Origin of the sequence: Oligella sp. HMSC09E12, assembly GCF_001808505.1 — a bacterium.
In the GTDB taxonomy this organism is placed as follows: Bacteria; Pseudomonadota; Gammaproteobacteria; order Burkholderiales; family Burkholderiaceae_B; genus Oligella; species Oligella urethralis.
Genome location: NZ_KV793613.1, coordinates 1 through 26,520, shown reverse-complemented (window position 1 = coordinate 26,520; position 26,520 = coordinate 1). Strand labels below are relative to the sequence as shown.

At 46.9% G+C, this 26,520-nt stretch carries 27 protein-coding genes; 17 read left to right on the top strand and 10 right to left on the bottom strand.

Going from position 1 to position 26,520, the window contains the following annotated elements:
• Positions 1–15: 15 nt before the first annotated feature.
• The gene (locus HMPREF3179_RS10080) at positions 16–1,293 is read left to right on the top strand and encodes a D-serine ammonia-lyase (protein WP_246824445.1); all 1,278 of its coding nucleotides are present in this window, start codon (positions 16–18) and stop codon (positions 1,291–1,293) included.
• A gap of 301 nt (positions 1,294–1,594) precedes the next feature.
• Positions 1,595–3,514, top strand: a complete 1,920-nt coding sequence (htpG, locus tag HMPREF3179_RS10075; protein ID WP_070471035.1) for a molecular chaperone HtpG — start codon at positions 1,595–1,597, stop codon at positions 3,512–3,514.
• Positions 3,515–3,647: 133 nt separating this feature from the next.
• Here the strand turns inward: htpG and lptB are convergent, their stop codons facing one another.
• Genes lptB through HMPREF3179_RS10050 form a run of 5 tightly spaced genes read right to left on the bottom strand, consistent with a single transcriptional unit; the run spans position 3,648 to position 7,304 of the window.
• On the bottom strand, positions 3,648–4,442 hold the full coding sequence (lptB, locus tag HMPREF3179_RS10070) for an LPS export ABC transporter ATP-binding protein (RefSeq protein ID WP_018025888.1): 795 nt from the start codon (positions 4,440–4,442) through the stop codon (positions 3,648–3,650).
• Between the two features lie 8 nt (positions 4,443–4,450).
• On the bottom strand, positions 4,451–5,056 hold the full coding sequence (gene lptA / locus HMPREF3179_RS10065) for a lipopolysaccharide transport periplasmic protein LptA (RefSeq protein WP_018025887.1): 606 nt from the start codon (positions 5,054–5,056) through the stop codon (positions 4,451–4,453).
• 8 nt (positions 5,057–5,064) lie between these two features.
• On the bottom strand, positions 5,065–5,667 hold the full coding sequence (gene lptC / locus HMPREF3179_RS10060; protein WP_070471033.1) for an LPS export ABC transporter periplasmic protein LptC: 603 nt from the start codon (positions 5,665–5,667) through the stop codon (positions 5,065–5,067).
• Between the two features lie 20 nt (positions 5,668–5,687).
• Positions 5,688–6,287 (bottom strand): KdsC family phosphatase, encoded by a 600-nt coding sequence (locus HMPREF3179_RS10055; protein WP_070471031.1) that lies wholly within the window; start codon positions 6,285–6,287, stop codon positions 5,688–5,690.
• A gap of 27 nt (positions 6,288–6,314) precedes the next feature.
• Positions 6,315–7,304 (bottom strand): KpsF/GutQ family sugar-phosphate isomerase, encoded by a 990-nt coding sequence (locus HMPREF3179_RS10050; RefSeq protein WP_070471029.1) that lies wholly within the window; start codon positions 7,302–7,304, stop codon positions 6,315–6,317.
• A 101-nt stretch (positions 7,305–7,405) separates the two neighbouring features.
• On the opposite strand from HMPREF3179_RS10050, the gene HMPREF3179_RS10045 reads away from it, so the two are divergent.
• Positions 7,406–7,945 carry an adenine phosphoribosyltransferase gene (locus HMPREF3179_RS10045; protein ID WP_018025883.1) on the top strand — a complete coding sequence of 180 codons (540 nt, stop codon included), beginning with the start codon at positions 7,406–7,408 and terminating at the stop codon, positions 7,943–7,945.
• 59 nt (positions 7,946–8,004) lie between these two features.
• Here the strand turns inward: HMPREF3179_RS10045 and ilvA are convergent, their stop codons facing one another.
• The 3 genes from ilvA to phoB are packed head-to-tail and all read right to left on the bottom strand — an operon-like array spanning position 8,005 to position 11,612.
• Complete coding sequence (gene ilvA / locus HMPREF3179_RS10040) at positions 8,005–9,525, bottom strand: threonine ammonia-lyase, biosynthetic (RefSeq protein ID WP_036558003.1); 1,521 nt, start codon at positions 9,523–9,525, stop codon at positions 8,005–8,007.
• Between the two features lie 44 nt (positions 9,526–9,569).
• Positions 9,570–10,862 carry a phosphate regulon sensor histidine kinase PhoR gene (gene phoR, locus HMPREF3179_RS10035; protein WP_070471027.1) on the bottom strand — a complete coding sequence of 431 codons (1,293 nt, stop codon included), beginning with the start codon at positions 10,860–10,862 and terminating at the stop codon, positions 9,570–9,572.
• A gap of 57 nt (positions 10,863–10,919) precedes the next feature.
• Positions 10,920–11,612 (bottom strand): phosphate regulon transcriptional regulator PhoB, encoded by a 693-nt coding sequence (phoB, locus tag HMPREF3179_RS10030; protein WP_070471025.1) that lies wholly within the window; start codon positions 11,610–11,612, stop codon positions 10,920–10,922.
• 127 nt (positions 11,613–11,739) lie between these two features.
• On the opposite strand from phoB, the gene ubiE reads away from it, so the two are divergent.
• The 5 genes from ubiE to rfaE2 all read left to right on the top strand — a co-directional run bounded on the left by ubiE (position 11,740) and on the right by rfaE2 (position 16,448).
• The gene (gene ubiE, locus HMPREF3179_RS10025) at positions 11,740–12,567 is read left to right on the top strand and encodes a bifunctional demethylmenaquinone methyltransferase/2-methoxy-6-polyprenyl-1,4-benzoquinol methylase UbiE (RefSeq protein WP_246824444.1); all 828 of its coding nucleotides are present in this window, start codon (positions 11,740–11,742) and stop codon (positions 12,565–12,567) included.
• A 66-nt stretch (positions 12,568–12,633) separates the two neighbouring features.
• Positions 12,634–13,668 (top strand): Tim44 domain-containing protein, encoded by a 1,035-nt coding sequence (locus HMPREF3179_RS10020; protein WP_070471024.1) that lies wholly within the window; start codon positions 12,634–12,636, stop codon positions 13,666–13,668.
• 151 nt (positions 13,669–13,819) lie between these two features.
• Complete coding sequence (locus HMPREF3179_RS10015; protein ID WP_231552474.1) at positions 13,820–14,404, top strand: ubiquinone biosynthesis accessory factor UbiJ; 585 nt, start codon at positions 13,820–13,822, stop codon at positions 14,402–14,404.
• A gap of 11 nt (positions 14,405–14,415) precedes the next feature.
• Positions 14,416–15,963: a ubiquinone biosynthesis regulatory protein kinase UbiB gene (gene ubiB / locus HMPREF3179_RS10010; protein WP_070471022.1), complete on the top strand. Its 1,548-nt coding sequence runs from the start codon at positions 14,416–14,418 to the stop codon at positions 15,961–15,963.
• Positions 15,964–15,965: 2 nt separating this feature from the next.
• Positions 15,966–16,448, top strand: a complete 483-nt coding sequence (gene rfaE2 / locus HMPREF3179_RS10005) for a D-glycero-beta-D-manno-heptose 1-phosphate adenylyltransferase (protein WP_018025875.1) — start codon at positions 15,966–15,968, stop codon at positions 16,446–16,448.
• Positions 16,449–16,504: 56 nt separating this feature from the next.
• Here the strand turns inward: rfaE2 and HMPREF3179_RS10000 are convergent, their stop codons facing one another.
• Both HMPREF3179_RS10000 and thiD read right to left on the bottom strand, forming a co-directional pair.
• Positions 16,505–17,182 carry a protein-L-isoaspartate O-methyltransferase family protein gene (locus HMPREF3179_RS10000; RefSeq protein WP_018025874.1) on the bottom strand — a complete coding sequence of 226 codons (678 nt, stop codon included), beginning with the start codon at positions 17,180–17,182 and terminating at the stop codon, positions 16,505–16,507.
• A gap of 93 nt (positions 17,183–17,275) precedes the next feature.
• Positions 17,276–18,088 (bottom strand): bifunctional hydroxymethylpyrimidine kinase/phosphomethylpyrimidine kinase, encoded by an 813-nt coding sequence (gene thiD / locus HMPREF3179_RS09995; RefSeq protein WP_070471041.1) that lies wholly within the window; start codon positions 18,086–18,088, stop codon positions 17,276–17,278.
• A 256-nt stretch (positions 18,089–18,344) separates the two neighbouring features.
• Here thiD and ppk2 point away from each other — a divergent pair, with 256 nt between their 5' ends.
• The 9 genes from ppk2 (at position 18,345) to HMPREF3179_RS09950 (ending at position 26,409) form a co-directional block, all read left to right on the top strand.
• Positions 18,345–19,760: a polyphosphate kinase 2 gene (ppk2, locus tag HMPREF3179_RS09990; protein ID WP_371441421.1), complete on the top strand. Its 1,416-nt coding sequence runs from the start codon at positions 18,345–18,347 to the stop codon at positions 19,758–19,760.
• A 57-nt stretch (positions 19,761–19,817) separates the two neighbouring features.
• On the top strand, positions 19,818–21,170 hold the full coding sequence (gorA, locus tag HMPREF3179_RS09985) for a glutathione-disulfide reductase (protein WP_070471018.1): 1,353 nt from the start codon (positions 19,818–19,820) through the stop codon (positions 21,168–21,170).
• Positions 21,171–21,295: 125 nt separating this feature from the next.
• On the top strand, positions 21,296–22,021 hold the full coding sequence (locus HMPREF3179_RS09980) for a DUF4198 domain-containing protein (protein ID WP_048767998.1): 726 nt from the start codon (positions 21,296–21,298) through the stop codon (positions 22,019–22,021).
• A gap of 37 nt (positions 22,022–22,058) precedes the next feature.
• Positions 22,059–22,364 carry a hypothetical protein gene (locus HMPREF3179_RS09975; RefSeq protein WP_048767995.1) on the top strand — a complete coding sequence of 102 codons (306 nt, stop codon included), beginning with the start codon at positions 22,059–22,061 and terminating at the stop codon, positions 22,362–22,364.
• 14 nt (positions 22,365–22,378) lie between these two features.
• Positions 22,379–22,948 (top strand): DUF6162 family protein, encoded by a 570-nt coding sequence (locus HMPREF3179_RS09970; RefSeq protein ID WP_048767993.1) that lies wholly within the window; start codon positions 22,379–22,381, stop codon positions 22,946–22,948.
• A gap of 14 nt (positions 22,949–22,962) precedes the next feature.
• Positions 22,963–23,859: a metal ABC transporter solute-binding protein, Zn/Mn family gene (locus HMPREF3179_RS09965; RefSeq protein ID WP_048767990.1), complete on the top strand. Its 897-nt coding sequence runs from the start codon at positions 22,963–22,965 to the stop codon at positions 23,857–23,859.
• Between the two features lie 9 nt (positions 23,860–23,868).
• On the top strand, positions 23,869–24,624 hold the full coding sequence (locus tag HMPREF3179_RS09960; protein WP_070471017.1) for a metal ABC transporter ATP-binding protein: 756 nt from the start codon (positions 23,869–23,871) through the stop codon (positions 24,622–24,624).
• Positions 24,625–24,644: 20 nt separating this feature from the next.
• Positions 24,645–25,529: a metal ABC transporter permease gene (locus tag HMPREF3179_RS09955; RefSeq protein ID WP_048767984.1), complete on the top strand. Its 885-nt coding sequence runs from the start codon at positions 24,645–24,647 to the stop codon at positions 25,527–25,529.
• Positions 25,530–25,551: 22 nt separating this feature from the next.
• Positions 25,552–26,409, top strand: a complete 858-nt coding sequence (locus HMPREF3179_RS09950) for a metal ABC transporter solute-binding protein, Zn/Mn family (protein ID WP_082145020.1) — start codon at positions 25,552–25,554, stop codon at positions 26,407–26,409.
• The last annotated feature ends 111 nt before the right edge of the window (positions 26,410–26,520 follow it).

Genomic DNA, 26,520 nt, shown 5'->3' with positions numbered 1-26,520 from the left:
ATGAGCGATTTGCGCATGAGTATTAATCTTGTGCTGAATAATGAGTTGCAGAGCGTAAGCGCTCATTATCCGACCAATAATATCACTAGCACCATGGTGCAGAGTGCGGCTGAGCGTTTGGAGCGCTTTGCGCCATTGTTGGCCTATTTATTTCCAGAATTGGAAAAATCGCAGGGTATCATTGAGTCAGAGCTGTTGCCCTTGACTCACTATAGCGCCTATGCCGCCAAGGGTGGACGCTTTTGGCTAAAGGGCGACCATGCCTTGGCGGTGGCCGGTTCGGTGAAGGCGCGCGGTGGTATTCATGAGGTCTTGGAGATTGTTGATGAATTAAGTGAGAAGTACTGTTTGATGCCAAATAACTCCGTTATCGATTTGTTGTCCGAACGCGCCCTAGAGGTTTTGGCTAAGTATCAGGTGACGGTAGGCTCCACCGGCAACCTTGGCATGAGTGTGGGGATTATGGCGGCTGCATTGGGGATGCAAGCTACTGTCCATATGTCAACTGAAGCCAAGGAGTGGAAAAAGCAGCGTCTTCGTGAGCGAGGGGCGCAAGTCATTGAGCATGCTGGCGACTACAGCCAAGCGGTGGAGGTCGGGCGAACGGAGGCGCTAGCAGATGCCTTTAATCATTTCGTGGATGATGAGCATTCGATTTCTTTATTTTGCGGTTATGCCGTTGCCGGTCGCCGCTTAAAGGCACAATTGGAGCAACTACAGCTCACAGTGAATGCAGCGCACCCGCTGTTTGTGTATATTCCTTGTGGTGTTGGGGGCGCACCAGGTGGTATTGCCTATGGCCTAAAGGAGGAGTTCGGCGACCATGTGCATGTGTTTTTTGTGGAGCCTGAGGACTCTTCTTGCTTTGCGGTGCAGTTACAGCACCTTGATCAGCCGGGCATCAGTATTTATGATGTTGGACAACAGAATCAAACGGAGGCGGATGGCTTAGCCGTACCAGTGGCATCCCAATTAGCGGTTAAGGAAATGCGTCCACGTTTATCGGGTGTGGTGGTGATTGGTGAGGATAATTTACTGCGCAATCTGTATCTGCTAAAAGCGCAGGAGGGGATTCAAATAGAGCCCTCGGCTGCCGCCTCGCTGAGTGGACCTCAAGCTATTTTCGATACCGCTGAAGGACAGCAGTATCTGCAACAGCATGGTCTTCAGGAGTACATGCACCAAGCCAATCATATTGTTTGGGCCACCGGCGGTAGTTTGATGCCAGATTCGGAGTATCAGGCCTTTTGGAAGCGCGGTATGGCCTTAGACAAGGCTTATAATAAGGCTTAGGCAGGGGCCTCAATTTAATCGTCGGAGGGCTTATTCATTGCGTTTACCTTGGCATGAATAAGCCCTTTTCCGTATTAACGCCTATTAGCGTTTAAAAAATAGCCAGCAAAGCGTTGTGTGCTATTTATCTATATTAACTAAAGCTACATTAGGTGGTGCTAACTTGATTTAGGATTAAACTTTTCAATCACTGCTTGTAAAACATAGGGCTTTGTAGTGCCTTTTGCTCTTGAAATTGTCGATTCAGTCCTCAGCTAATAACACCATAGACTTTATGGTTAAAAATAATAGGATTTAAATAATGGTAGATCAGACGAATCAAAGTCAGAATCAAGGCGCTGAAGCACGCACCATGGGTTTTCAGACCGAGGTCAAGCAGCTTTTGCAGTTGATGATTCATTCCCTCTATTCCAATAAAGAGATTTTTTTAAGAGAGTTGGTGTCTAATGCCTCTGATGCTTGTGATAAATTGCGTTTTGAGGCCATTGCTAATCCACAATTGCTGGCAGATGACAGTGAATTGCGCATTCGCGTCAGTTTCGACCCGGAGCTAAAAACCATTACCATTAGTGATAATGGGATTGGTATGAGCGAGGAAGAGGTGATTAATAACCTCGGTACTATTGCTCGTTCAGGCACCAAGGAGTTCTTTTCTAAACTCACCGGTGACCAGCAAAAAGATACGCAATTGATCGGTCAATTCGGGGTAGGTTTTTATTCTTCCTTTATTGTGGCCGATGAGGTGGTAGTACGTACCCGCCGTGCCGGTTTGGCTGCGGATGAGGCGGTCGAGTGGCAGTCACGGGGCGAGGGTGAATTCAGTATCAAGCCCATTAGTAAAGACAGTCGTGGTACGGATATTATTTTATTCTTAAAAGAAGATGCTGAAGAGTTTTTAAATAGTTGGAAGCTACGCAGCATTATGCAGCGCTATTCTGATCATATTTCCATTGCCGTACAAATGGAGCAGGAAAATTACGATCAGGAAACGGGCGAAACCACCAAGCGTGGCGAATGGGAAACCATTAACCAAGCGAGTGCGCTGTGGACGCGTAATCGTAATGAGATCAGTGATGAGCAATATGCGGAATTTTATAAGCATATTAGCCATGACTTTGAGGATCCCTTAGCCTGGACCCACCGCCGTGTTGAGGGTCGTAATGAGTACACACAGCTACTCTATATTCCTAAGCGAGTGTCTTTTGATCTTTGGGATCGTGATGCTAAACATGGCGTGAAGTTGTACGTGAAGCGTGTCTTTATTATGGATGACGCAGAGCAGTTATTGCCGATGTACTTACGTTTTGTGCGTGGGGTGATTGATTCCTCCGACTTGCCCTTAAACGTCTCTCGTGAAATTCTGCAAGAAAGTCGTGATGTCAAAGCCATTCGTGATGGTTCGACGCGTAGCGTCTTGTCTTTACTAGAGGATTTAGCAGAAAATCGCCCAGAGGATTATAAAGCTTTTTGGAGTGAGTTTGGTCAAGTGCTAAAAGAGGGTATCGGTGAGGATCGTGGTAATCAGGAGCGCATTGCGAAGTTATTGCGCTTTGCTTCAACGCACGATAATTCGGATGCCCAAGAGGTTAGCTTGGCGGATTATGTGTCACGTATGAAAGAGGGGCAGGATGCCATTTATTATGTGACTGCCGATAGTTTTGCGGCCGTTAAGAGTAGTCCTCATTTAGAGATTTTCCGTAAAAAAGGCATTGAGGTCTTGCTCATGTCTGAGCGGGTTGATGAATGGATGGTCTCTTTCTGGACGGAGTTTGAGGGCAAAAAGCTAGTCTCGGTTTCCAAAGGTGCTTTGGATTTAGATGCGCTTGCCGATGAGGATGAGAAAAAACGTCAAGAGGCGGTGAGTGAAGAATTCAAGCCTTTAGTTGAAAGACTGGAGCAGGCCCTTGGTGAACAAATTAAAGAGGTTAAAGTGTCTTGGCGCCTAGTCGATTCACCGGCTTGCGTGGTTGTTGGTCAGCATGAATTAAGCCCGCACTTGGTCAGTATGTTAAAAGCGGCTGGTCAAGAGGTGCCTAATGTCAAACCGACTTTGGAAATTAACCCAGAGCATGCCTTGATTAAGCGTATTGAAGCCGCTAGCGATGAGGATTTTGCCGATTGGGCTAGTGTGTTGTTAGATCAGGCCATGTTATCAGAGGGGGCGCAGATCGCCGATCCTGCCGCTTTTGTGAAACGCATGAATAGTTTATTTTTAAAGTAAATTATCTGGTTTAAAGGTCGATAGCTGCGAGCGCTTTAAGTAGCCATTAACTCGAGCGCTGCAAGCACCATAGCAAAAGCAAAAAAGCCCACTTTTTCCATCAGGAATCAGTGGGCTTTTATCATGTCGGTGCTTACATTTTAAAGTGCTCACCCAGATAGACCTTACGCACATCCGGGTTCTGAATGACCTCGCTCGGGGTGCCGCTTGTTAGCACCTTACCCTCACTAATGATATAGGCGCGGTCACAAATGCCTAAGGTTTCTCGTACATTATGGTCGGTGATTAAAACGCCGATTTGACGCTCTTTTAAGAAGCGGATAATGCGCTGAATCTCAATCACGGCAATGGGATCGACGCCGGCAAAGGGCTCGTCCAGCAGGATAAAGCGTGGTTGCGTAGCAAGGGCGCGAGCAATTTCTACTCGACGACGTTCACCCCCGGACAGCGACATAGCTGTATTGCTGCGTATATGTTGAATCTGTAACTCATCCAGCAGCTGCTCTAATTTTTCCTTAATCTGTGCTCGAGTAAAGCGCTTAGCCGTAGTCTTATCATACTGCAACTCTAACACTGCCTGAATATTTTGTTCAACCGTTAAACGTCTAAAAACCGAGGCATCCTGGGGTAAATAGGATAAACCTAGTTTAGCGCGTTGATGAATGGGATAGGCGGTGATTTCTTTACCGTCTACCTCAATGCGACCAAAATCAGCTGGAATCAGGCCAACAATCATATAAAAGCTGGTGGTTTTACCGGCGCCGTTAGGTCCAAGTAAACCCACCACCTCACCGCTGCGTACGGTCATTGACACATCTTGTACCACCGCTCGCTTACCATAGACCTTACGTAAGCCGGTGACTTGCAGTAGATTGAAGGCTTTACTACTGGCTGTGTTTTGCTTGCTCAGTATTTCTGTCTCAGGCATAGTGCTTTTTAGATATCGGGAGTTTGAATGCTGGAGGGCATGGGTTTGCCCTGGTACTTGCTACGACATGCTTCGACTGCACGATCAGCCTTACTACGAGGCTGTACCAGTGAGCGCACGCGACCAGGTTCGGGGCTTTGGGGACCGCCTTGAGCGGCATAGGTTTTATTTTTGCTATCATAAACCACCCGTTCGCCCCGTACCGTATCCACCGGTTGACCGCATACATAGCGGGTGACAACAGCCTGCCCAATCATGGTGACTACCTCAGTCTTGCCGTTATACTCAGCGCGTGAGCCGATCGCTCGAATTAGCTCGTAGTTTTCTAAATCCTCTTCCAGTAGTTCCACAAGTTTAGAAGAAGTCATGGTGGCTTTGCCGTGTCTAAAGCCCTCGGCATCTTCGACAATATTTAGCTGGTCGGAGCTAAGTCTAAAGAGACCGCGGGTGAGGATCACATTACCACTGAATTGGGTGGTTTTAGAGAGATCATCATAATTTAAGGTATCAGACAACACCAGGGTCTCGGGCTCTTGCGCCTGCTCTGTTTGAGCGTAGGCATAGGAACTGAGTAAGACGCTAAGGCTAAGTGCTAAGGCGGAGAAAGTGTTCATAGGCCTCTTTAATTTGAGTTGCTGTTAGAGTTAGGCATATCCTTAGGCGCAATACGTACGCCGCTATTGGCATATACCTCCAGTTTTCTGGTGTTATTATTGTATTTCATTCCCTCACCTACTAAGCGAGAATCACCCTGAATCACGATCGCCGGTTCATCGGTTTCAATGATATCCTCATCCGGGTGAACGATGAGCTTTTCGCTGGTGATGTCTAATGCCTTGCTGTCAGCGGTAGGAAAACGATGTACATGCCCTTTGCCCAGCATATGGATGAGCGATACATTATTATAAGCCCAAGCAGTGTTAGAAGAGGCAATAACGCGTGGTGAATCGGGCCGCTGACTGATAAGCTGAGGCTTACTAATCTCGTAGGCGCCGTTATGCGGATAATGTCGCATTTCTGAACCGTCCAAGCGGGTGACCGGCAAAGCATCGGCATCGGCCTGGAGCATGGTAAAGCTACCAGACCAAGCATCCGGCTCACGACTCTCGGCAACCTGAGTCTCTACTGGAAAGGCACGCTCAGCATAATCCGCTGCCCACCATGTGATAGCAATCAGTCCCAGCAGGATAAAGCAAGCGATGATGGCCGGTAGACGATCTTTCATAGGGAGTCCTGAAGCAGCATTTATTGAATGACTTCACCGATTATCGGATGCTCATGGGTGAGAAGCGGTCCGAGTAGACCTTGACTCGCCAGAATCATATCGCAATGCTCGCGCGCAGCACCATGACCACCGGCTAATTGACTGACCCAATCGGCAGCTTGTTGTACATAGACGGGCGCATTTGGTACCGATAAGGCGAGTCCGACGCGACGCATGGCTGGGAGATCGATCACATCATCACCGATAAAGGCCACCCGCTCTAACTCGATAGCTAGGGTCTTGCTGAGCTCAACTAAGGCCTCTGCCTTGTTGCGGACATTTTGTAGTAAATGCGTGATACCCAATTCGGCGCTACGGCGGGTGGTGATTTCACTTTGACGACCCGTCATAAGCGCAACTTCAATACCGCTTTGCTTAAGCATTTTAAGACCGTGCCCGTCTAGCGCATGAAAGCGCTTTTGACTTTCGCCATTGGCTGTATAGTACAAGCCACCATCGGTTAGTACGCCATCCACATCAAAAATCACTAACTCGATCAGGCTGGCGCGCTCTTTGACCGCAGCGGGTATTTTAGAAAGAACTAAGGATTCGACCGGGTGGGGGATATGAGGTTTTTTCATAAGACTATCTTTATCGTGAGTGATGGATTAAATGACTTTGGCGCTCATTAAATCATGCATATTAAGTGCGCCCACTAAAGCGCCATCATCGTCAATCACAATGATTTGGCTTAATTTGTTTTGTTCCATCAATGAGGCCGCATCAACCGCTAGGGCCTTAAAATGAATGGTTTTAGGATGATGGCTCATCACATCCTGGATTGTTAAATTGCGTATATCACCCTCACGGGAAATTAAACGGCGTAAGTCACCATCCGTAAAAATGCCGATGGGCTTGCGCTGATTATCGATAATAATCGTCATGCCAAGATGCTTGGCGCTCATTACCGCCAAGGCCTCGGGCAGCAGGTACTCGGGCGTGATGATCGGCAAATCCTCGCCGCTGCGCATCACATCCTGCACATGCGTGAGTAAACGTCTACCAAGGGCTCCGCCTGGGTGCGATAAGGCAAAATCCGCTGCCCCAAACTCTCTAGCTTGTAAACACGCAATCGCCAAGGCATCACCTAGCGCCAGGGCGACGGTGGTGCTATTAGTCGGGGCAAGATTTAAAGGACAGGCCTCGCGCTCAATGGCACCGTCTAAATAGACATCGGCCAGCTTGGCTAAATCCGACTGAGCGTCACCGGAAATGGCAATAATTTTAGTGCCTAAGCGCTTGACCACGGGTAAGCTAGTGGAGAGCTCAATGCTTTGCCCTGAATAAGAGATAGCCAACACAATATCACTGCCAGTCACCATGCCCAGATCGCCATGCAGAGCCTCTGCGGAATGGACAAAAAACGCGGGCGTACCGGTAGAAGCAAGAGTGGCGGCGATTTTGCGACCAATATGGCCGGACTTACCAATTCCCATCACCACCACACGCCCCTGACAAGCGAGGATTAATTGTGCTGCGGCAACAAAGTCATCACCCAAGCGCTGTCCAAGCTGAGTCAGCGCCTCGGCTTCGGCAAATACGGTTTGCTGGCCAGTCGCAAGAATTAATGCAGGGTCAAAGCTTTTTTTGTTGTCCATATGCAAAATTATACGTTAGGCTGCAGACTAATGCAGTGCTTTAATTGTTTAATCGTTATAATGAAACGCTGTGTTTTCATTGTTTAAGAGCTGCAACAGAGATGAGTATCACTGACCCCCGCCAACGTGTTCTTAACACGATTCGTAATATTCCCGACTGGCCTGAAAAGGGCGTTACCTTTAGGGATATTACCCCTGTTTTGCAGGACCCCGTCTGTTTTCGTTCGCTCATTGATATTTTCGTGTATCGCTATATGCGTACTCGTATCGATTTGGTGGCTGGGGTAGATGCGCGTGGTTTTATTGTCGGTAGTGTGCTGGCTTATGAACTAAATGTTGGTTTTGTGCCAGTGCGCAAAAAGGGTAAATTGCCCTTTGATACCTTGTGCGAGGATTATGAGCTAGAGTACGGTACCTCCTCCGTAGAAATTCATACTGACGCCGTGCGTCCAGGGCAGCGCGTTTTATTGGTGGATGATTTAATTGCTACCGGCGGTACGATGTTGGCAGCGAGCCGTTTGCTACAGCGTTTGGGGGCCAATGTCGTGGAAGCGGTGTGTATTATTGATTTGCCCGAGCTCGGTGGCTCTAAGTTGATCGAGGAAGAGGGGCTTAACGTATTTGCGGTGTGTCAGTTTTAGTGCATAGCGCACAGTATGATGGTAGCCCATGACACAGGTTTGGGCTACCTATCACTAGGCTAGTGGCTACCGAGGAACCATTTATAGCCCGGATTATCCGTCTCATCCACATAGGGATAGCCGATATTGGCTAAAAAGCTTTTTAATTGCGGATTATCTTTTTCCGGTACTTGAATGCCGACCAAAACCTGGCCAGAGTCGCCGCCATTATTGCGGTAGTGGAATAAGCTGATATTCCAATCCGGATTCATTTGCCCTAAGAAGTTTTTCAAGGCACCAGGCTTTTCCGGAAACTCAAATCTAAACAGTTGCTCATTAACCGCAAAGGGTGAGTGGCCTCCTACCATATAGCGCAAATGCGTTTTGGCTAGGCTGTTTTTGCTGAGGTCATGCACTTCAAAGCCGGCTTTTTTAATTTCCTGATGGAGCTCATCCGCTTCACTCGCGTTATGAATGGCGACCCCTAAGAAAATATGTGCAATATCTGCATGTGAAATGCGATAGTTAAACTCCGTTACGGGACGATTGCCTACCGCCTCACAAAGGCGTCTGAAACTACCCCTTTCTTCAGGAATCGTCACGGCTAGCAGCGCTTCTGTCGCCTCACCCACATCGGCACGCTCAGCCACAAAGCGCAAGCGGTCGAAGTTCATATTAGCGCCGCTATTAATTGCTACAAAGGTACAGTCCCGTAGCTGATGCTGTTGAATATATTTTTTCGTGCCGGCCAGTGAGAGTGCGCCGGAGGGTTCTAAGACATTACGCGTATCTTGGAACACATCCTTAATCGCTGCACACACCTCATCCGTGGTCACGGTAATAAAATCATCCACATGCAGCTTGGTCAGGCGGAAGGTCTCGGCACCTACCTGCTTCACCGCCGTACCGTCAGAAAAAAGACCGACTTCTGGTAAATTAACCCGGCGATTGCGTTGCACACTTTTTACCATGGCACAGGAATCCTCAGTCTGTACGCCGATGATCTTGGTTTGAGGCTTGAGCGCTTTAATATAAGCGGCCACGCCGGCAATTAAACCACCCCCACCAATGGGTACGAAAACCGCATCAATATGATTAGGGTGTTGCTGTAAAATTTCCATCGCCACGGTACCTTGACCGGCAATCACATCGGGATCGTCAAAGGGGTGGACAAAGGTTAGGCCCTCTTGCTCCTGCAGCTTGACCGAGTGAGCGTAGGCATCAGAATAGCTGTCACCATGTAACACGACCTCACCACCAAAGCGCTTAACCGCATTCACCTTGACCTCAGGGGTCGACACCGGCATCACAATCACGGCTCTACAGCCAAGCTTGTTGGCAGAGTAGGCCACGCCTTGGGCATGGTTACCGGCTGAGGCGGCAATCACACCGCGCTTTAAAGCCTCCTCGGGAAGATTGGCCATTTTATTGTAGGCACCACGTATCTTAAAGCTGAACACCGATTGCATATCCTCGCGCTTTAGTAAAATCGTATTGTGCATACGGGCAGAGAGGATGTTGGCCCTTTCGAGGGGAGTTTCAAAAGCAACGTCATAGACTTTAGAAGTCAAAATGCGTTTAAGATAGTTGTCTACAGCCATGATCTGAGGTGCTAATTAGCTAAAGTGTATATAGGAATAACATCTCAGGTTATCACATCTTTAGGGAAAATAATACTAAAGGTACTGCCTTTGTGCAGGGCACTTTCAATTTTGAGTTGAGCGTTATGGCGAAGCACAATATGCTTGGTGATGGCTAGACCCAGACCGGTGCCGCCAGAAGCTCGGGAGCGGCTTTTATCCACGCGGTAAAAGCGCTCGGTTAAGCGAGGAATATCCTGCGGCGCAACCCCTAAGCCAGTATCCTTGACGCTAAACACAGCATCCCCGTTAGCTTTGAGCCCCCAGCGTACCTGAATGCTGCCACCAGCCGGTGTATAACGCACTGCATTGGTCATTAAATTGGTAATGGCTGACAGTAGTTCGGTTTGGTTACCGAAAACATTGAGTTCCGGATCAATCGAGTATGTAAACTCATGCTGACCATTGGACAGCGTTTCAGCTTGGGTTGAGGCAACATTAATTAAGGAGCTCAACTTGATGCTTTCGCCGCCGCTTAGTTGGCTGGACTCTAAGGTAGAGAGGGTCAGTAAATCGGCCACAATAGCTTGCATCCGATGGGCTTGTTCACGCATTAAGGTGCCGTAATGCGCAAGTTGCTCCTCACTTAGAGCATGTGGTGGTAAGTCATTAATCGTTTCTAAAAAGCCAATCAGTACGGTTAAAGGGGTGCGTAACTCATGCGACACATTGGCCACAAAATCTTGTTGTGCCGTACGTAGTCTTTCCAGGTGAGTAATATCTTGGCACAGCAGTAAAAAGCCGCGACTAGAGTGACGCGTCAATTCAAAACGCAAAATAATATCTTTATTATTCTGATGCGACTCTAAAATCAACGCTTTATCCCACTCGCCGCCTTTTGCATAGTCATAAAACTCGGGGAAACGCACGAGATTAAAAATATTAAAACCCACATCTTTGGTGGGATTAATGCCCAAAATCCTCATCGCTAAGGTATTTGCCCACTCAATATGGTAGTCGGGCGTTAGGGTAATCGCAGCATAGGGTAGTGCTTGAGCGGCGGAGAGGATGGTGTTACTGGTATGCTCTAGATTTTCTATATAGCGACTTTGTTGACGTAAATGTCGATAGATAGGATGAATGATGTCCTCATATAATCCCACATGCGGCGGCGGTGGCTCAGACGGCGTCTGAGCCCAGTTAGCGGCTTGTTTGTACTTCTTAAAATCTAGCAATAAGTAGATAAAAATACAGAGCGCATAAAGAAATATCGCCCAGCTTATCTCAAATTGCACTTGTAATAAAACAAAAAAAACCGTGAGAAGGGCAAAAAAGATAAGCCGTGATTTGAATCGCATCAATACTCCAGCGCTAAATTTCAATCAGAAGATAGGAATTTAGTAGTTTAGCTGATACTAATTGCTTTTTGTAGTAAAGCGATAACCGCTACCACGCACAGTTTCAATCATCTGATCATGTGCGGTGCTGTTTAAAGCTTTGCGCAGGCGACGAATATGCACATCGACGGTACGCTCTTCCAAAAAGACATGGTCGCCCCACACCTGATCTAATAATTGGTTGCGGCTATAAACCCGCTCTGGATGGGTCATAAAGAAGTGCAGTAGGCGGAATTCGGTTGGACCTAAAGCGATTTCCTTGCCATTACCCTTAACACGGTGAGATACCGGATCCAAGTGTAGACCGTTGATCTCAATTTCATCATCGGTTAATTGCGGCGCGCGGCGGCGTAATACCGCCTTAATACGGGCCATCAATTCCTTGGGTGAAAAAGGCTTGGTAATATAGTCGTCGGCACCGCTTTCCAAACCCTCAACCTTGTCGCTTTCCTCACCTTTAGCGGTCAGCATAATAATCGGCACTTCCTTGGTGCGTTCATTGTTGCGCAGTTGGCGCGCCATTTGTAAGCCTGAAAGACCGGGCAGCATCCAATCAAGTAAGATTAAATCGGGCAGTTCAGCATCGATCAGTAACTTTGCTTGCTCGGCATCATCGGCACGTAATACCTTGTGACCAGCAAAAGTTAAATTGACGGCAATTAATTCCTGAATTGCCGGTTCGTCTTCAACTACGAGAATAGTGCTTGCCATAATGAAGTAAAATGTTAAAGTTAATAGGTTTTGATTCGTGCTAGCGGTGCTATTTGTATTGATATAGCAGCTTTGCCAATCATAACGATTGAATATGACATGTTTGTGACATTACGGAAAGAATACCATGGATACACAACCGCAAGCGCCTAAAAATACCTCTCAGCCGTCAGTGAGCGAGGAGGTTTTAGGCCAAGAGCAGAGCGTCACCGCAGGCCAGGCACCGGCCCAAACGCATTTCGGCTACAGTACGGTGCGAGAGGATGAAAAGGCTGGCCGCGTGGCTGAAGTTTTCCATTCAGTGGCAGCCAAGTACGATCTGATGAATGATTTGATGTCAGGTGGTTTGCATCGCCTGTGGAAGAAGTTCACCATCGGCAAAGCCCGTCTGCGTGAGGGCATGAAGGTGTTGGATATTGCCAGCGGTACGGGCGATTTAGCCATCGCCTTTGCCAAGCGGGTAGGTACCAGCGGGGAGGTGTGGCATACGGATATTAATAGCTCCATGTTGGCGGTCGGTCGTGATCGCCTGTTGGATCAGGGCTTTTTAGTGCCCTCCGTCGTCTGTGATGCCGAGCATTTGCCTTTTGAGGATAATTATTTTGATCTGGTGACCGTGGCCTTTGGCCTACGTAATATGACGCACAAGGATCAAGCCTTAGCAGAAATGTACCGTGTCTTAAAGCCGGGTGGGCGTTTGTTAGTATTAGAGTTTTCCAAGGTTTACAAGCCTTTGGCGCCGATCTATGATTTGTACTCTTTTAATGTTTTACCCGTATTAGGTAAGTACGTGGCCAGTGATGCTGACAGCTACACTTATTTAGCCGAGTCGATTCGTATGCATCCAGATCAGGAGACGCTTGCTGAGCTGATGAGAAATGTCGGTTTTGATCGCGTAAATTACAACAACCTGACAGCAGGTGTGGTAGCCTTGCATGAGGGTTTAAAACTTTAGTGATAATTGTCGGTCTAAGTACCTGCAGGATCATTTTTTTAAAGATTTTTTAAAAGGCTTTATGTTATGCGCAAATCATTTTCTCGCTTAGTTGCCGCTTTTACCATCGTGATTTCTACGCTGACCATGCTTGGCGTTACGATGGACGAAGCAGAGGCTCGTCGTATGGGTGGCGGTAGTAGTTTCGGTCGCCAATCCTCTAATGTTATGAAGAATCGCACACCGGCACAGGCGCCTCGTGCTAATCAACAACAAAGCGCCCCGAATGCTAATCAGGCCACGCCTAATCGTAGCGGTGCGGCAGCTGCTGGAGCCCAGGCTCAGCGCTCCGGTATGTCCCGCTTTTTGGGACCCATTGCTGGTATTGCCGCCGGTTTGGGTATCGCCGCCTTATTATCTAGCTTAGGTCTGAGCGGTGCCTTGTTAGAGTTTTTATCAAGCGCGATTTTAATTGCTCTTGTGATTTTTGCGGTGATGTTTGTGGTACGTCGCTTGCGTGGCAATCAGGCTAAACCTGCCACTCAGGGTGCCTTTGGTGCACAGCAAGGTGCCGCACAGGATTTTTATAGCCAGCGTGAGACACATGACTATACGCAACAACCACCGCGCGCTCCAGGTGTGTTTAATCGTGCGCCGGAAGCGCAGCCCTCCGCAGCAGCGCAGCCAGTCGCTGAGTCGATGGAGAGTCCACAACCAGTCGATCCTTCGTGGTTTGTGCCTGCAGGTTTTGATACCATGACCTTCCTTAAGGTGGCCAAGGAGCAGTTTGTGCGTATCCAGGGCTTATGGGATCGGGGCGATGTGGAGCAATTAAAGGAGTTCTTGACAGAAGATTTGCTGACAGAGTTGAGCCCACAAATCCGTGAGCAGGCCGAGCAAGGGGCACACCCTACCGAAGTGGTATTGCTTAACGCTGAATTACTCGGCATGGAGCAGGTGGCCGGCGGTCATTTAGCGAGTGTGCGCTTCTCCGGTATGTTGCGTGAGGAGCCGGGTCAAGAGGCTTTCCGCTTTGAGGAGGTTTGGAATCTCTACAAGACAGCGGATAGTGGCTGGTTAGTTGCCGGGATTCAACAAATCCCTGGGGGCTATGCGTCTTAGTGCCAGCGCTTTTCAGCGTGACTTGTTTTAGGTATAAAGGCTTCTTTTTTAAAGAAGCCTTTACCATTTTATCGGCTCGATAAGCTAAACTATCTTTTTTAATTTAATCGGGATTTGTATGCTGTCCTCCCTGTTTCAGCCAAAGTTGATCTTGGTTCGTTTATTTAATTCCTTGCTGCAGCAAGAACCTTGGGCGCAAGAGCGTATGCGGCAGTACCTCGGCAAGACAGTCAAATTTCAATTGCCGCTGTCTTCCTTGGTTTTAAGTATCAATGCGCATGGCTTAGTGGCTTTGAGCGAGAAGGAGGCGGTGCCAAATGTTATCGTCACCGTGAAGGCAGAGGATATGAGTGCCTTGCTACAGGAATTAAGTCGTGCTAAGCCTGGTAGCACGCCGGATATTAAGCGCTTGATGTCTTATGTATACATTGAGGGTGAGGCGGGTTTGGCAAATTTAGTTTCCGATCTGGCGCGTGATTTGCGTTGGGATCGAGCGTCGTATCTAGCTAATTTGATTGGCCCCGTATTAACGTCGCATTTACTTAGAACCGAACGTCTGCTGTTGGAGCGGGGGCAAGCGGGTGTGAAGACTTTATTGAGAGTCGGTGCCGACAGTCTTAGCTATGATCAAGAAATTTTAGTGGCAAGCGTTCAGTTTAATGATCTGAATCGTGAGATTGAGGCCTTAGAGCAGCGTTTAGGTGCCTTAGAAAGTACTTTGGCTAAGGGTCAATAGCGGAGTTCAGCATGTTTAGATTCAGAGCCTTTATTATTCTCTTTGTCATGTACAAATATGGCTTGGAGGAATTGTTGATCGATGCCATTCCTCAACGTCCTTTGTTACGACGCATTATCAGTTTTTTTGGTAGAAAGTCTAAGTACAAAGAGCCGCGTGGCGTGCGACTACGTCTTGCTTTAGAAAGTTTGGGGCCAATTTATGTAAAGTTTGGTCAGGTACTCTCCACCCGTCCCGATATTGTGCCAATGGGCATTGCTGAGGAATTAGTCGCCTTACAGGACAGGGTGCCGCCCTTTTCCTCTGAAGAGGCGGTGGCAATTGTTGAGAAGTCACTGCGTAAGCCAATTGCGCAGTTATTTGCTCGCTTTGAGCGTGAACCTATTGCCTCGGCTTCAGTGGCCCAGGTGCATCGTGCCGAAACCCATGATGCAAAACAAGTGGCGGTGAAGATTTTGCGCCCCGGCATTATTAAAACCATTGAAAGCGATTTGGCTTTAATGCGTTCAGCCGCAGCGGTGGTGCATTGGTTATTACCTGATGGGCGTCGCTTACGTCCTAAAGAGGTGGTGGCTGAATTCGATAAGTATTTACATGATGAATTAGATCTGCAGATTGAAGCCTCAAATTGCAGTCAGTTACGCCGTAATTTTGAACTCGAAGGACGTGAAAAACTGCTTAAGGTGCCCGAGGTTTATTGGCCACTGACCTCAAGCCAGGTGTTTACCATGGAGTGGATTGAGGGCATACCCATTAATCAGATGGCACAGCTTCAAGCCCAGGGTGTGGATATTAAAAAGCTCGCACGCGAGGGGGTAGAGATTTTCTTTACTCAGGTCTTTGATGATGGTTTTTTCCATGCTGATATGCATCCGGGTAATATCCTCGTGACCCAAGATATTGATGCTAGGGGTCGTTATGCGGCCTTGGATTTCGGGATTGTGGGTACCTTGTCCGAGTTTGACAAAAACTACTTGGCACAAAACTTTTTGGCTTTCTTCCAGCGTGATTATCGGCGCGTGGCTCAATTACATATTGAATCGGCTTGGGTACCACCGGAGACGCGCGAGGAGGAGTTAGAGGCGGCAGTGCGCGCAGTGTGCGAGCCCTATTTTGATTTGCCATTATCGGAAATTTCTTTAGGTGCGGTATTAATGCGTTTATTCCAAACCTCTAAGCGCTTTAATGTGGAAATTCAGCCGCAATTGGTGCTGCTACAAAAAACCCTATTAAATGTAGAGGGCATGGGTCGACAGCTCGATCCCGATCTGGATTTATGGCAAACTGCCAAGCCTTTTTTGGAGCGCTGGATGTATCAGCGTGTAGGGCCTCAAGGTGTATTGCAAAAGCTTAAAAAGGAATCGGTGCATTGGGCTCAGTTATTACCAGAGGTGCCGCGCTTAGTGCATACGGCCTTGAGTGAGCAGGGCAATTTACCTAAAATCGCCGCGGAGCTAAAGGCACTGCGACGATCCCAAAAAAATAATCGTTTCCTCTTATATGTGATGGCAATATCTCAATTAGTCATTGCCGTGTTAGCTGTGATTTACTGGAGATAGTTATGAACATCCGCTTCGAACATAAGATATTAACTGTGGACGAGTGTTTAAAGGCCTTGGACGAGGGTAGGCTAAAGCGACCTTTAATCTTTACCAATGGGGTCTTTGATATTTTGCACCGCGGTCATGTCAGTTATTTGGACCAGGCAGCACAGTTAGGTGCTAGCTTGATTGTGGCGGTTAATACGGACGATTCGGTGAAGCGCCTGGCTAAGGGTGAGGAGCGTCCTTTAAATTGTTGCGAAGATAGGCAGGCCTTGCTAGCGGCGTTATCTAGCGTGAGCGCAGTAACTCATTTTAGTGAGGATACGCCTTATCAGCTGATTGAACGTTTAAGGCCTGATGTGATTGTTAAGGGCGGTGATTATCAAATGCATTTGTTGCCTGAAACGACGTTGGTTGAGAGTTGGGGCGGCAGGGCAGTGGCGATTCCTTTTGTCTACGAGCGCTCAACCACGGCCTTGGTCAAAAAAATCAGACAATAAAAAACCGGTATCAAGATACCGGTTAATGTGTGTGTTCTGACTCGGGCGCCCCAAAGTTAGAACTTAAAGTTTGAGGCTACGGCGCCACGCAGTGGCTTGATATAGCTTTCTAATAGCACCTCGGATTCAAAATTGGCGGCATCCGTGCGCACAATACGATGCACTTCCATTAATGGGGCTTGACCAACGGTAATAATCAAACGACCGCCAATCGCTAGTTGATACTTTAATGAATCCGCCACAGTGGGTACCGAGCCAGTCACTAAAATGGCATTAAACTCGTTATTACCCCAGCCGGCACGGCCATCACCAACCTCTACCTGTACATTGGTGATGCCAGCTTGTCTTAAGTTTTTCTGAGCTTGGGCCGCAATGCGAGAATCAATCTCTACACTGTGCACCTGTCGACAGAGACGGCTTAGTAAGGCGGCTTGGAAACCACTACCGGTACCAATTTCTAGTACAGAGTCTTCAGGCTGAAGCTGTAATTCCTGAGCAAACAGTGCCTCCATCTTGGGGCAGAGCATGGATTCGCCGGTTTTGCTGCCGTCTACCTCAATCGGTACCTCTAGATCGGCAAAGGCAATATTATGATACTTAGGATCCATAAAGCGAGTGCGATCTAGCGCTAATAAGGCGTCCAAGACCTTATCGTCAAGAATACCCCAAGGGCGAATTTGTTGCTCAACCATGTTGTAGCGGCTAAGCTCTAGGGAATTAATAGGTTTATTCATACCCGACTCTCAATTATCAAACGTTGCGTGGGAACATCAATAAATTCTGAAATTGCTTAATTTTAACGCTTAAACTAAATTAAAACTAGGGATTTACCACCATTGATGGAAATGATGTAGGGGGCCATGACCTGAACCTACCTCCATCTCATCGGCACGCTCAATGGCTTTGATTAAATAGGCTTTGGCGTCTTTGGTGGCTCGAACAATATCATCGTCGCGGGTGGCGAGGGCGCAAATGGCAGCCGCATATGTACAACCTGTGCCATGGGTGTTTTTGGTGTCAATGCGCTGATTAGGTAGTTCGATCATTTGGTCGCCGTTAAATAGTAAATCGACCAGTTCATTGTGCGGTAAATGACCCCCTTTAAGTAGTACCCAACGTTCATCAGTTTGCTTGAACAGCTGATGCAGCTTTTCAGCTAGTTGATACATTTGCTTCTTGGTCTCAGGGGTGGACTGTGAGGCTAAGATCGACGCTTCCGGTAGGTTCGGCGTAATCATCGTGGTTTGCGGGATCAACGCCTCAATCAAGGTGGGTACTGAGGAATGCGGTAGCAATTGATCGCCACCCTTAGCCACCATCACGGGATCCAAGATGCAATGACGATGTCCCTCATAGGCGATTAGCTCTTCGGCAACCGCTTCGATCACTGGACTTTCACCAAGCATGCCCAATTTAATGGCGTCGATTTGAACATCGTTAAAAAGGGTTTTGAGCTGCAAACGAATAAACTCGGGCGGTACTGGCATCACCCCGGTCACGCCCTGAGTGCTTTGTGCAGTCAGTGCGGCAACCACACCGCAGGCATAGGTGTCAAGGGCACTCATGGTTTTAATGTCGGCTAAAACACCAGCGCCGCCAGAGGGATCAACGCCAGCGATCGATAAGGTACGTTGTGTCATATCCTGAAAATATCCCATGATATTAATTTGATTTAATTCATCGCTTTTTAGAGCCTAGTATAATCTAAATATACAGTTTTTCTTAAGCATATAAAATAAAAAGGTAGGTTTAGCGATGGATCAAAACACAACAGACATTAGTACAATCCCAGACCCTAGCGTAGCCGCTGCAGCCAAAGGCGCGACTAGCGTAGGTAAAAAGGCGAGTAGCGCTAAGAAAGCGACTGCCAAAAAAGCGACTAAAGCGGTCAAAAAAGTGGCTAAAGCGGTCAAAACCACCTCAGCGGCCACTAAAAAAACCGGGGTAGCAGCTAAGACTGGCACAACGGCAGCTAAAAAGACCTCCACCGCAGCTAAAACCCGTCGCACCACGGCTAAAAAAGCTTCCCCTGCCACTAAGGCGCCAAGCAGAAAAGCACCAGCGACAAGACCAGCAAAGCAAGCCAAAGTCATCGAGCCAAGCAAGCTTGATACAGCTACGCCACAAAGCATCACTGACACCGATGATATTAAGGAAATTCTCGAAGCGCGCAAGGAGGAGTTGGAAAATAGCGTTGAGCGTCTTGGCAAGTTAATTGAAAGCATTGAGGGTGATACCTTATACGGTGACAGCCTTGACGAAACGCGTAAGCTCTTCGTAGAGGACCGCATTGATGCGAAGCATGATCGCCAGGTGCAAATTATTTCACAGTTATTAGGCGAAAAGCTGTCTGCGCCTTTTGAGGAGCAGCAGGAGTTTATTCGTGATCTCTTAGATAGCTTGGCGGATGATGAGCGTCGTGATCTGGTGCGCGCAATTCGCTCAGAAAGACGTCGCATGGCCGCAGCACGAGCAGCCGAATATGATCGTGTATTAGCAGACGATTATGATGTTGAGGGTGTGTATCCCTACAAATACCTGATGTCACGCCGTAATTATGAGTACCAAAAGTACGATCTGCAAGTTGAATTGTTGAAGTTGCAGTCGTGGGTACAAGAGACTGGCGAGCGTGTGGTAATTATTTTTGAAGGTCGTGATGCTGCCGGTAAGGGGGGCACCATTAAGCGCTTTATGGAGCATTTAAACCCACGTTTTGCACGCGTAGTGGCCCTACAAAAGCCTACCGAGACAGAGTCAGGTCAGTGGTACTTCCAACGCTATGTACAGCACTTGCCGACCAAGGGTGAAATCGTGTTATTTGACCGCTCTTGGTATAATCGCGCCGGGGTGGAACGGGTGATGGGTTTCTGTACCGATGCGCAGTACATGGAGTTTATGCGTCAAGTGCCAGAATTTGAGCGAAACTTGGTGTCGAGTGGCATTCACTTAATTAAATTCTGGTTCTCGGTGAGTCGTGATGAGCAATTGCGTCGCTTTAAGCAACGTCAGACGCATCCCCTAAAGCAGTGGAAGCTATCACCGGTTGACTTGGCTTCGCTTGATAAATGGGATGATTATACTGCCGCTAAAGAGGCGATGTTCTACCATACCGATACCAGTGATGCGCCGTGGACTGTGGTCAAATCCAATTGTAAGAAACGGGCGCGTTTAAATGCGATGCGCTACGTACTACATCGCTTTGATTACGCAAATAAAGACATGAAGGCAGTAGGTAAAATCGATCCTTTATTGGTGGGTCGTGCTAATGTCATTTATGAAGCAGGTGAAAATGACTTAGGTGCTAAGTCGTAGTTTCATTGGCGGCTGCCTAATGATTTATTTTGAAGTTTAAATTTATCGGGAGTTTTTATGGAATATCAATACGATCTTTTTGTTATTGGTGCAGGTAGTGGCGGCGTGAGAGCTGCTCGTTTTGCTGCTCAAGCCGGAGCAAAAGTGGCGATTGCCGAGTCTAAGGATTTAGGCGGTACCTGCGTGAACGTCGGTTGTATTCCTAAAAAGCTCTATAGTTATGCTGCCCAGTTTAATGAGGCCTTTAGCGAAGCTGCCGGCTATGGTTGGTCAGTGGGTGAGACTAGCTTGGATTGGGAGGTGCTAAAGCGTCAGCGTGCTCAGGAAATCACGCGTTTAAACGGTATTTACGATAATCTGATTAAAAATTCAGGGGCTGAACTGATTCGCGGTTGGGCCAAGTTGCTTGATGAGCATACGGTTGAGGTTGATGGTCAGCAGTTTAGCGCCAAGTATATTTTAGTTGTGCCTGGCGGTTGGCCGATGGTGCCAGACATGCCAGGTAAAGAGCATGTGATTACCTCCAATGAGGTGTTTGATTTACCTGTATTTCCTAAACGCTTTTTAATCGTGGGTGGCGGTTATATTGCGTGTGAATTTGCCTCCTTTTTTAATGCCTTAGGCTCCCAGGTTACCCAGCTTTATCGTGGCGAGCAGGTGTTGCGAGGCTTTGACGGCGATATTCGTCAGCATATAAGCGAGGAAATGCGTAAAGCCGGTGTCGATCTACGGGTTCAAAGCGATGTTGCCTCGATTGAGAAAAAAGCGGATCATTATCTGGTGCATCTCAAAAATAACGACACGCTTGAGGTGGATGCCGTGATGTATGCCACTGGTCGTGTCCCTAGAACCGCTGATTTAGGCCTAGAAAGGGTGGGCGTCACACTCGGTCAACGAGGTGAGATTCTGGTTGATGAAAACTACCGCAGCAATATCCCATCCATTTTTGCCTTAGGCGATGTCACCGATCGGGTTCAGTTAACACCTGTTGCTACCGGTGAGGCCATGGTGCTGGTGGATTATTTATTTGGCAAGGGTGAGCGTAAGCTGAGTTATGACAATATTCCAACAGCTGTTTTTACGCATCCTAATATTGGTACTGTGGGCTTGACCGAAGAAGAAGCGCGTGAGCAATTTGATGAGGTGGTGATTTATCGCACCGACTTCCGACCACTAAAGCATACGCTTAGCGGCAGCAGTGCCCGTACCATGATGAAGCTCGTGGTGGATAAAGCCAACGATAGGGTCGTGGGACTGCATATGGTGGGCGATGATGCCGGCGAAATTACGCAAGGTTTTGCTGTCGCAATAAAGGCGGGTGCAACCAAAGCGGTTTTCGATAGCACCATCGGTATCCATCCGACAGCGGCTGAAGAGTTTGTGACGATGCGTCAGCCGGTAACTGAATAAAGCGAATTTTTTCATATATTGCAAAGCGCAAAGGTCACATGCTATTATTTGAAAATGATTCTTATTCACATTAGTGATAAAGTATCAATAAAATGATTTATATTGGTTTTTCAGGAAAACTGTTTATGAAGTTATCTACATTAGCATTATCTTTAGGTTTATCTGTTTTCAGCGCAAGTTTTACGGCGCACGCACATACTACATGGATTGCTCAGGTTCATGGTGAGCAGGCGGTTAACTATGGTCACACAGGTACCGATACGGATGCCTATGACCCGAAAAAAATTGTTTCAGCAAAGGGTTTTAAGCGTGACGGTACAAAATTTGATTTAACGATCAAAAAGCATGAAAATCACGTTTCTCTTGAGGGTGATGATGCGGCAATTTCGACGGCAGTGATGGATGGTGGTTTTTGGTCGCAAGACAAAGACGGTAAATGGGTAAATGAGCGCGGTGATAAGGTGGACGGTGCCAAAAGCTCTGCTCTGTCATTGAAATATACCGTTTCTTACAATAATTCGCGTGTGAAGCCTATCGTTACTGGTCATGCGCTTGAAATTGTTCCTGCCGTTAATCCCGCTACCTTGAAAAAAGGTGAGGATCTCAAGGTGCAAGTGTTGTATGAGGGCAAGGGTGTCGCCGATCTTAAAGTGGTTGGTGATTACTTCTCTCACGAGGCTGAAAAATATACCACCGACAAAGACGGATTTGTTACGGTTAAGGTCGCCAATGATGGATTTAATATTATTGAGGTAGGTTATCGATTAAGCGATCCCAAAGATCCGTTTAACGGCAAGAACATGAGTTCTACATTGACCTTTATGTCTAAGTCCGACTCACATCATCATTAATTAATTTGATTAATTATTACATTTCCGGGAGTTTGCCGTGAAAAGATTTCTTGTTGCCTTATGTTTGAGTGGTTTAAGTACCGCCGTGTATGCGCATGCGCCGCTTCTTAATTGTGAACGTCAAAATGCACAAGTCGTGTGTCAAGGTGGATTTTCCGATGGTTCATCGGCGTTCGGGGTGCAAATTGATGTTAAAAATTATGATGAAAAGACGCTTTTCTCCGGCAAGCTCGATGAATCGGGAAAAATTGCCTTTGATATTCCCAAAGACGAGGAATTCTTTGTGAGGTTCGATGCGGGTCCGGGACATATCTTGGAGCTTGATCATGCGGATATTCAATAGTCTTGCAGCTTAGTATGGGAGGTTATTGTCAGACCGTTCATCCCGATAAGGCGACCAAAGAGACACTTTATGTCATTTTGGTTGCCATTGTGATTGTAATAGGCTCGGGTGTTTTTATCTTCTTTCATCAGCGTGATGAGGGTCGGCGCCATACTTTAGCCCCTTATGAAGTAAGTGCACGCTATGATTTAAAAGCGACCGAGCAGGGGCTTGTAACGGATCTGCTGTTGGTTTATGAGGAATGGCTTGATAGTCCCTCTACAGAAGCGCCAAGTGTGCAATCATTGATTGATGATAATTTTCCGCCTTTTACCGATGTACAGGAAAATAAGCAGCGCGGTGATCATCAATGGCACAAGTTAAGCGCAGAGGGTCGCACCTACTATCTGGGTCTTTCTCAGAGGCCTGAGATCGCTGGGCATTTATTATGGATTCTGCCACGTGATAAAAGCGTAACAGAGGGGTTTGAGCTATGGATTTATTCAAAAGCCGTAGAGCCTCCCGCTTTGCGGCATCTTGAAGCCGATCGGTTGGCTGCGGCGGGTTGGCAACGAGTTAATTTGAATAACGAAATTAAAAGATGATAAAGGTGAATTTTATGTCTTTTTTCAGACGTCTCTGTTGGGTATTTTTTTCTTTTTTTCTATTGACAGCTCAGGTACAGGCTAAATTGGTGGTTGGTGTTACTTTGCACCCCTACTATAGCTTTGTAGCCAATATTATTAAAGATAAGGGCGAGATCGTTCCCTTAATTCCCGAGGGTTTTAATCCTCATGCGTTTGAGCCACGATCTCAGGATATTAAGCGTATTAATGAGCTTACCGTGCTGGTGTTGAATGATATCGGGCATGATGCGTTTGCTCGCAAAATGATTCAAGCCAGTGAAAATAAAGACGTTCCTATTATTCAGGCCAATAAGGATGTGCCTTTATTAAGTACAATGGGGCTGGATGAAAATCAACGTGACGGTGTGATTAATTCTCATACTTTTATTTCGATCAGTGCGGCCATGCTACAGGTTAATCATATTGCCAAAGAGTTGGCTAAGCTGGATCCCGCCAATGCTGATTTTTATAGGGAAAATGCACGTGCTTATAATAAGCGTTTGCGTCAATTGCGTAGTGATGCTTTAAGTCGTGTGCAAGGAGTAAAAAATCCCAATTTGAGAATTGCCACCGTACACGCTGCTTATGATTATTTATTCCGTGAATTCGGTTTGGAGGTTTCGGCCGTGGTCGAGCCCGGGCATGCTATTGAGCCAAGTCCTGCGCATGTTAAGAAAGTGATTGATCTTATTAAAGCTAAAAATATCAGTATTTTATTCACCGAAAAGGATAATCCCAACGCCTATATTCGTACTATCGCCAAGGAAGCGAATATTAAGTTGGCGGATCTGACGCATATGACTCATGGCGCTTATACGGCTCAACACTTTGAAGAAGGCATGGCGTACAATCTTGATCAGGTTGTCAAAGCCATCTTGGAAAGCCAGTAGGGGTCTTGAATGTCATTGCCAGAGTACGCGCAGAATCTTGCGTATCAAGGGACTGCCGGGCCGGAAATTGAATTGGAAAATCTCTATGTGAGTTTTCAGAAAACACACATTATTGAGGATATCAGCCTACGCATACCGCAAGGAAAAACGACCGCTATTGTCGGTCCCAATGGTAGTGGCAAAACGACTTTACTGAAAGCCATTCTGGGTCAATACCAACATAAGGGGCATGTCCGTATTTATTGGCAGAGTAAGGATAAGCAAAGAATCGCTTATGTACCCCAATACATAGATTTTGATCGTGAATTGCCGATGAATGGCAAGGATTTCCTCGGCATTTTACTGCAAAAAAAGCCCATATTCAGTGGTTTACATAAACGCTATCAATCCGTAATACGGCATTTATTTCAAAAAATGGAAATGTCCGCACATCGGCATAAGAAAATAGGCAAGCTGTCCGGGGGCGAGTTGAAACGCTTGGTCATTGCTCAAGCGCTTTATCCCGAGCCGGAGTTGATTTTGCTGGATGAGCCGCTCGTTGCACTGGATGAACCCGGTACGGAGCTTTTTTTCAGTATGTTATCTGAATTACAATCCATGGGTAAGACGATTATTTGGGTTGAGCATGATTTGATGGCGGTGCAAAAATATGCGCAGCATCTAATCGCTGTTAATCGTCGCATCATTCATCAAGGTTCACCGAGTGATTTATCCGATCCTGTCTTTTATAGTAGGATTTTCTTACGCTCCTCTAAGGCACATTAGGCTATTTTATAAGTGATAAATTGATGTTTGAATCCATTCGAGAGTTTATTATCCAATTGGCACAAGCGGGCTATCTGCCGGGTGATTTCAGTTATCAGTTTGTTGTCAATTCCTTGCTTGCAGGTTTGATCTTGGGACCTTTGTTAGGCGGCTTCGGTACCTTGGTCGTGATTAAAAAATTAGCTTTCTTTTCGGAGGCGACTGGACATGCAGCGTTGACCGGTGTGGCCTTGGGCATTTTGCTTAATGAGCCTATCGATAATCCCTATGGTGGACTTTTTGCATATTGTCTCATCTTTGCACTATTGCTGAATTATATTAAAAACCGGAGTGCTTTAGCTACTGATACATTGATCGGCGTTTTCTTGTCGGTTTCTCTTGCTTTAGGTGCCTCAGTTCTACTTGTATTGGCAACCAAGATTAATGTCCATATTCTTGAGAATGTCTTGTTCGGTACTTTGCTCACGGTTAACGATCATGATTTATACCTGCTTTTGGGGATTGCAGTTATCACAGTACCGTTACTGACGTATTACTATAATGAGCTGTTGATAAGTAGCTTTAATCAACAATTTGCCAGAGTTCGCAAAGTCCCTGTGTTGTTTTTGGATTATATCTTTATTTTATTGATTACTCTTTGCACGATTGCATCGATTAAGATTATCGGTGCTATTCTCGTTGGTGCTTTATTAGTTATTCCTGCAGCCAGCGCGCGTTTAGTTGCACAATCCATGAAGCAGTTCTTTTATTTGTCGGTGTTGATATCCACCGGCGCCACCTTGCTCGGTGTTTATCTGCCGATTCGTTTTGATGTGCCCGTACCTTCAGGGGGAGCCATTATCCTGATTGCCGGGGTCTTTTTCTTGATCTTGTTAGTCATTAAACAATTTGTCCGGATTAGATAAATTTTATGCGGAGATTTTCGTGATGAAAAAATGCCATCTTCTAATGCTTTTGCTCGGCTTGCATTTACCGTCTGCCTATGCGACCACTTTACTGACAGGTCATCCGATCACTACCGGCATTGCCGAGATGCTCGGTAAAGACAGCACACTGTCGATACAATCGTCTGTGCCTAAGAATCTACCTGCCTCGCGTCATTTAAACTATCTGGAAAATCGCGGAAAAGACGAATTGGAAACATTGAGTCGAGAGGCTGATGCAGTGATTTCGGTTAAGAGTATTTTTACGGCGGATTTTCTCTACCCATTGGCTCGACGACATCATATTCGCATAGTGCCGATTGATATTGCGACACCGATTGACGGCGAAGGGATGGGTGTTGCGTTGCTTAATTTGGATATTGCGGAGCATCCGGTATGGTTGGATCCGGAAAACCTTAATGTGATGATGACCTTATTTGTCAGAGAGGTCGAGAAATTGGATGCTAGTCAAAGAGAGGCATTACAAAAGCAGTTAGATGATGCTCGTCAACGCTTACAAAAAATCATTTATGCGGTTCAGGAGTCTTTGGATAAAGCAAGCAAGACTCCCTCGGTGCTGCTGATGCAAGAGGAATATGCCTATTTTACTCAGGGTTTGCAGTTGGAATCTACGCAATATACGCCAGTTGATGATGCTGCAAAAAATTTGGCGGCGTTTGAAAAAGCAATTCGTGAGGAGGGAATTACACTCGTTATCAGTAAGCAAGATCCCACGCCCGAGGAAGAGGCTATCATAACCAAGCAGCATGTTGCGTGGCTTAAAATGCCTCGCCTGAAAAGCACAGATCCTGTCGCTCAATTAGAAGCGATTTATCAGGATTTTTCAGCACTGCTAAATTAAGTGCAGAGTAGTAAGCTTTGTCTACCCTCACCCAACATATAAATCGGATGAGGGTATGTTAAATTACTGTGCTAATATGCATGAGGTTAATCAACTTGAACCGCTCGTCAA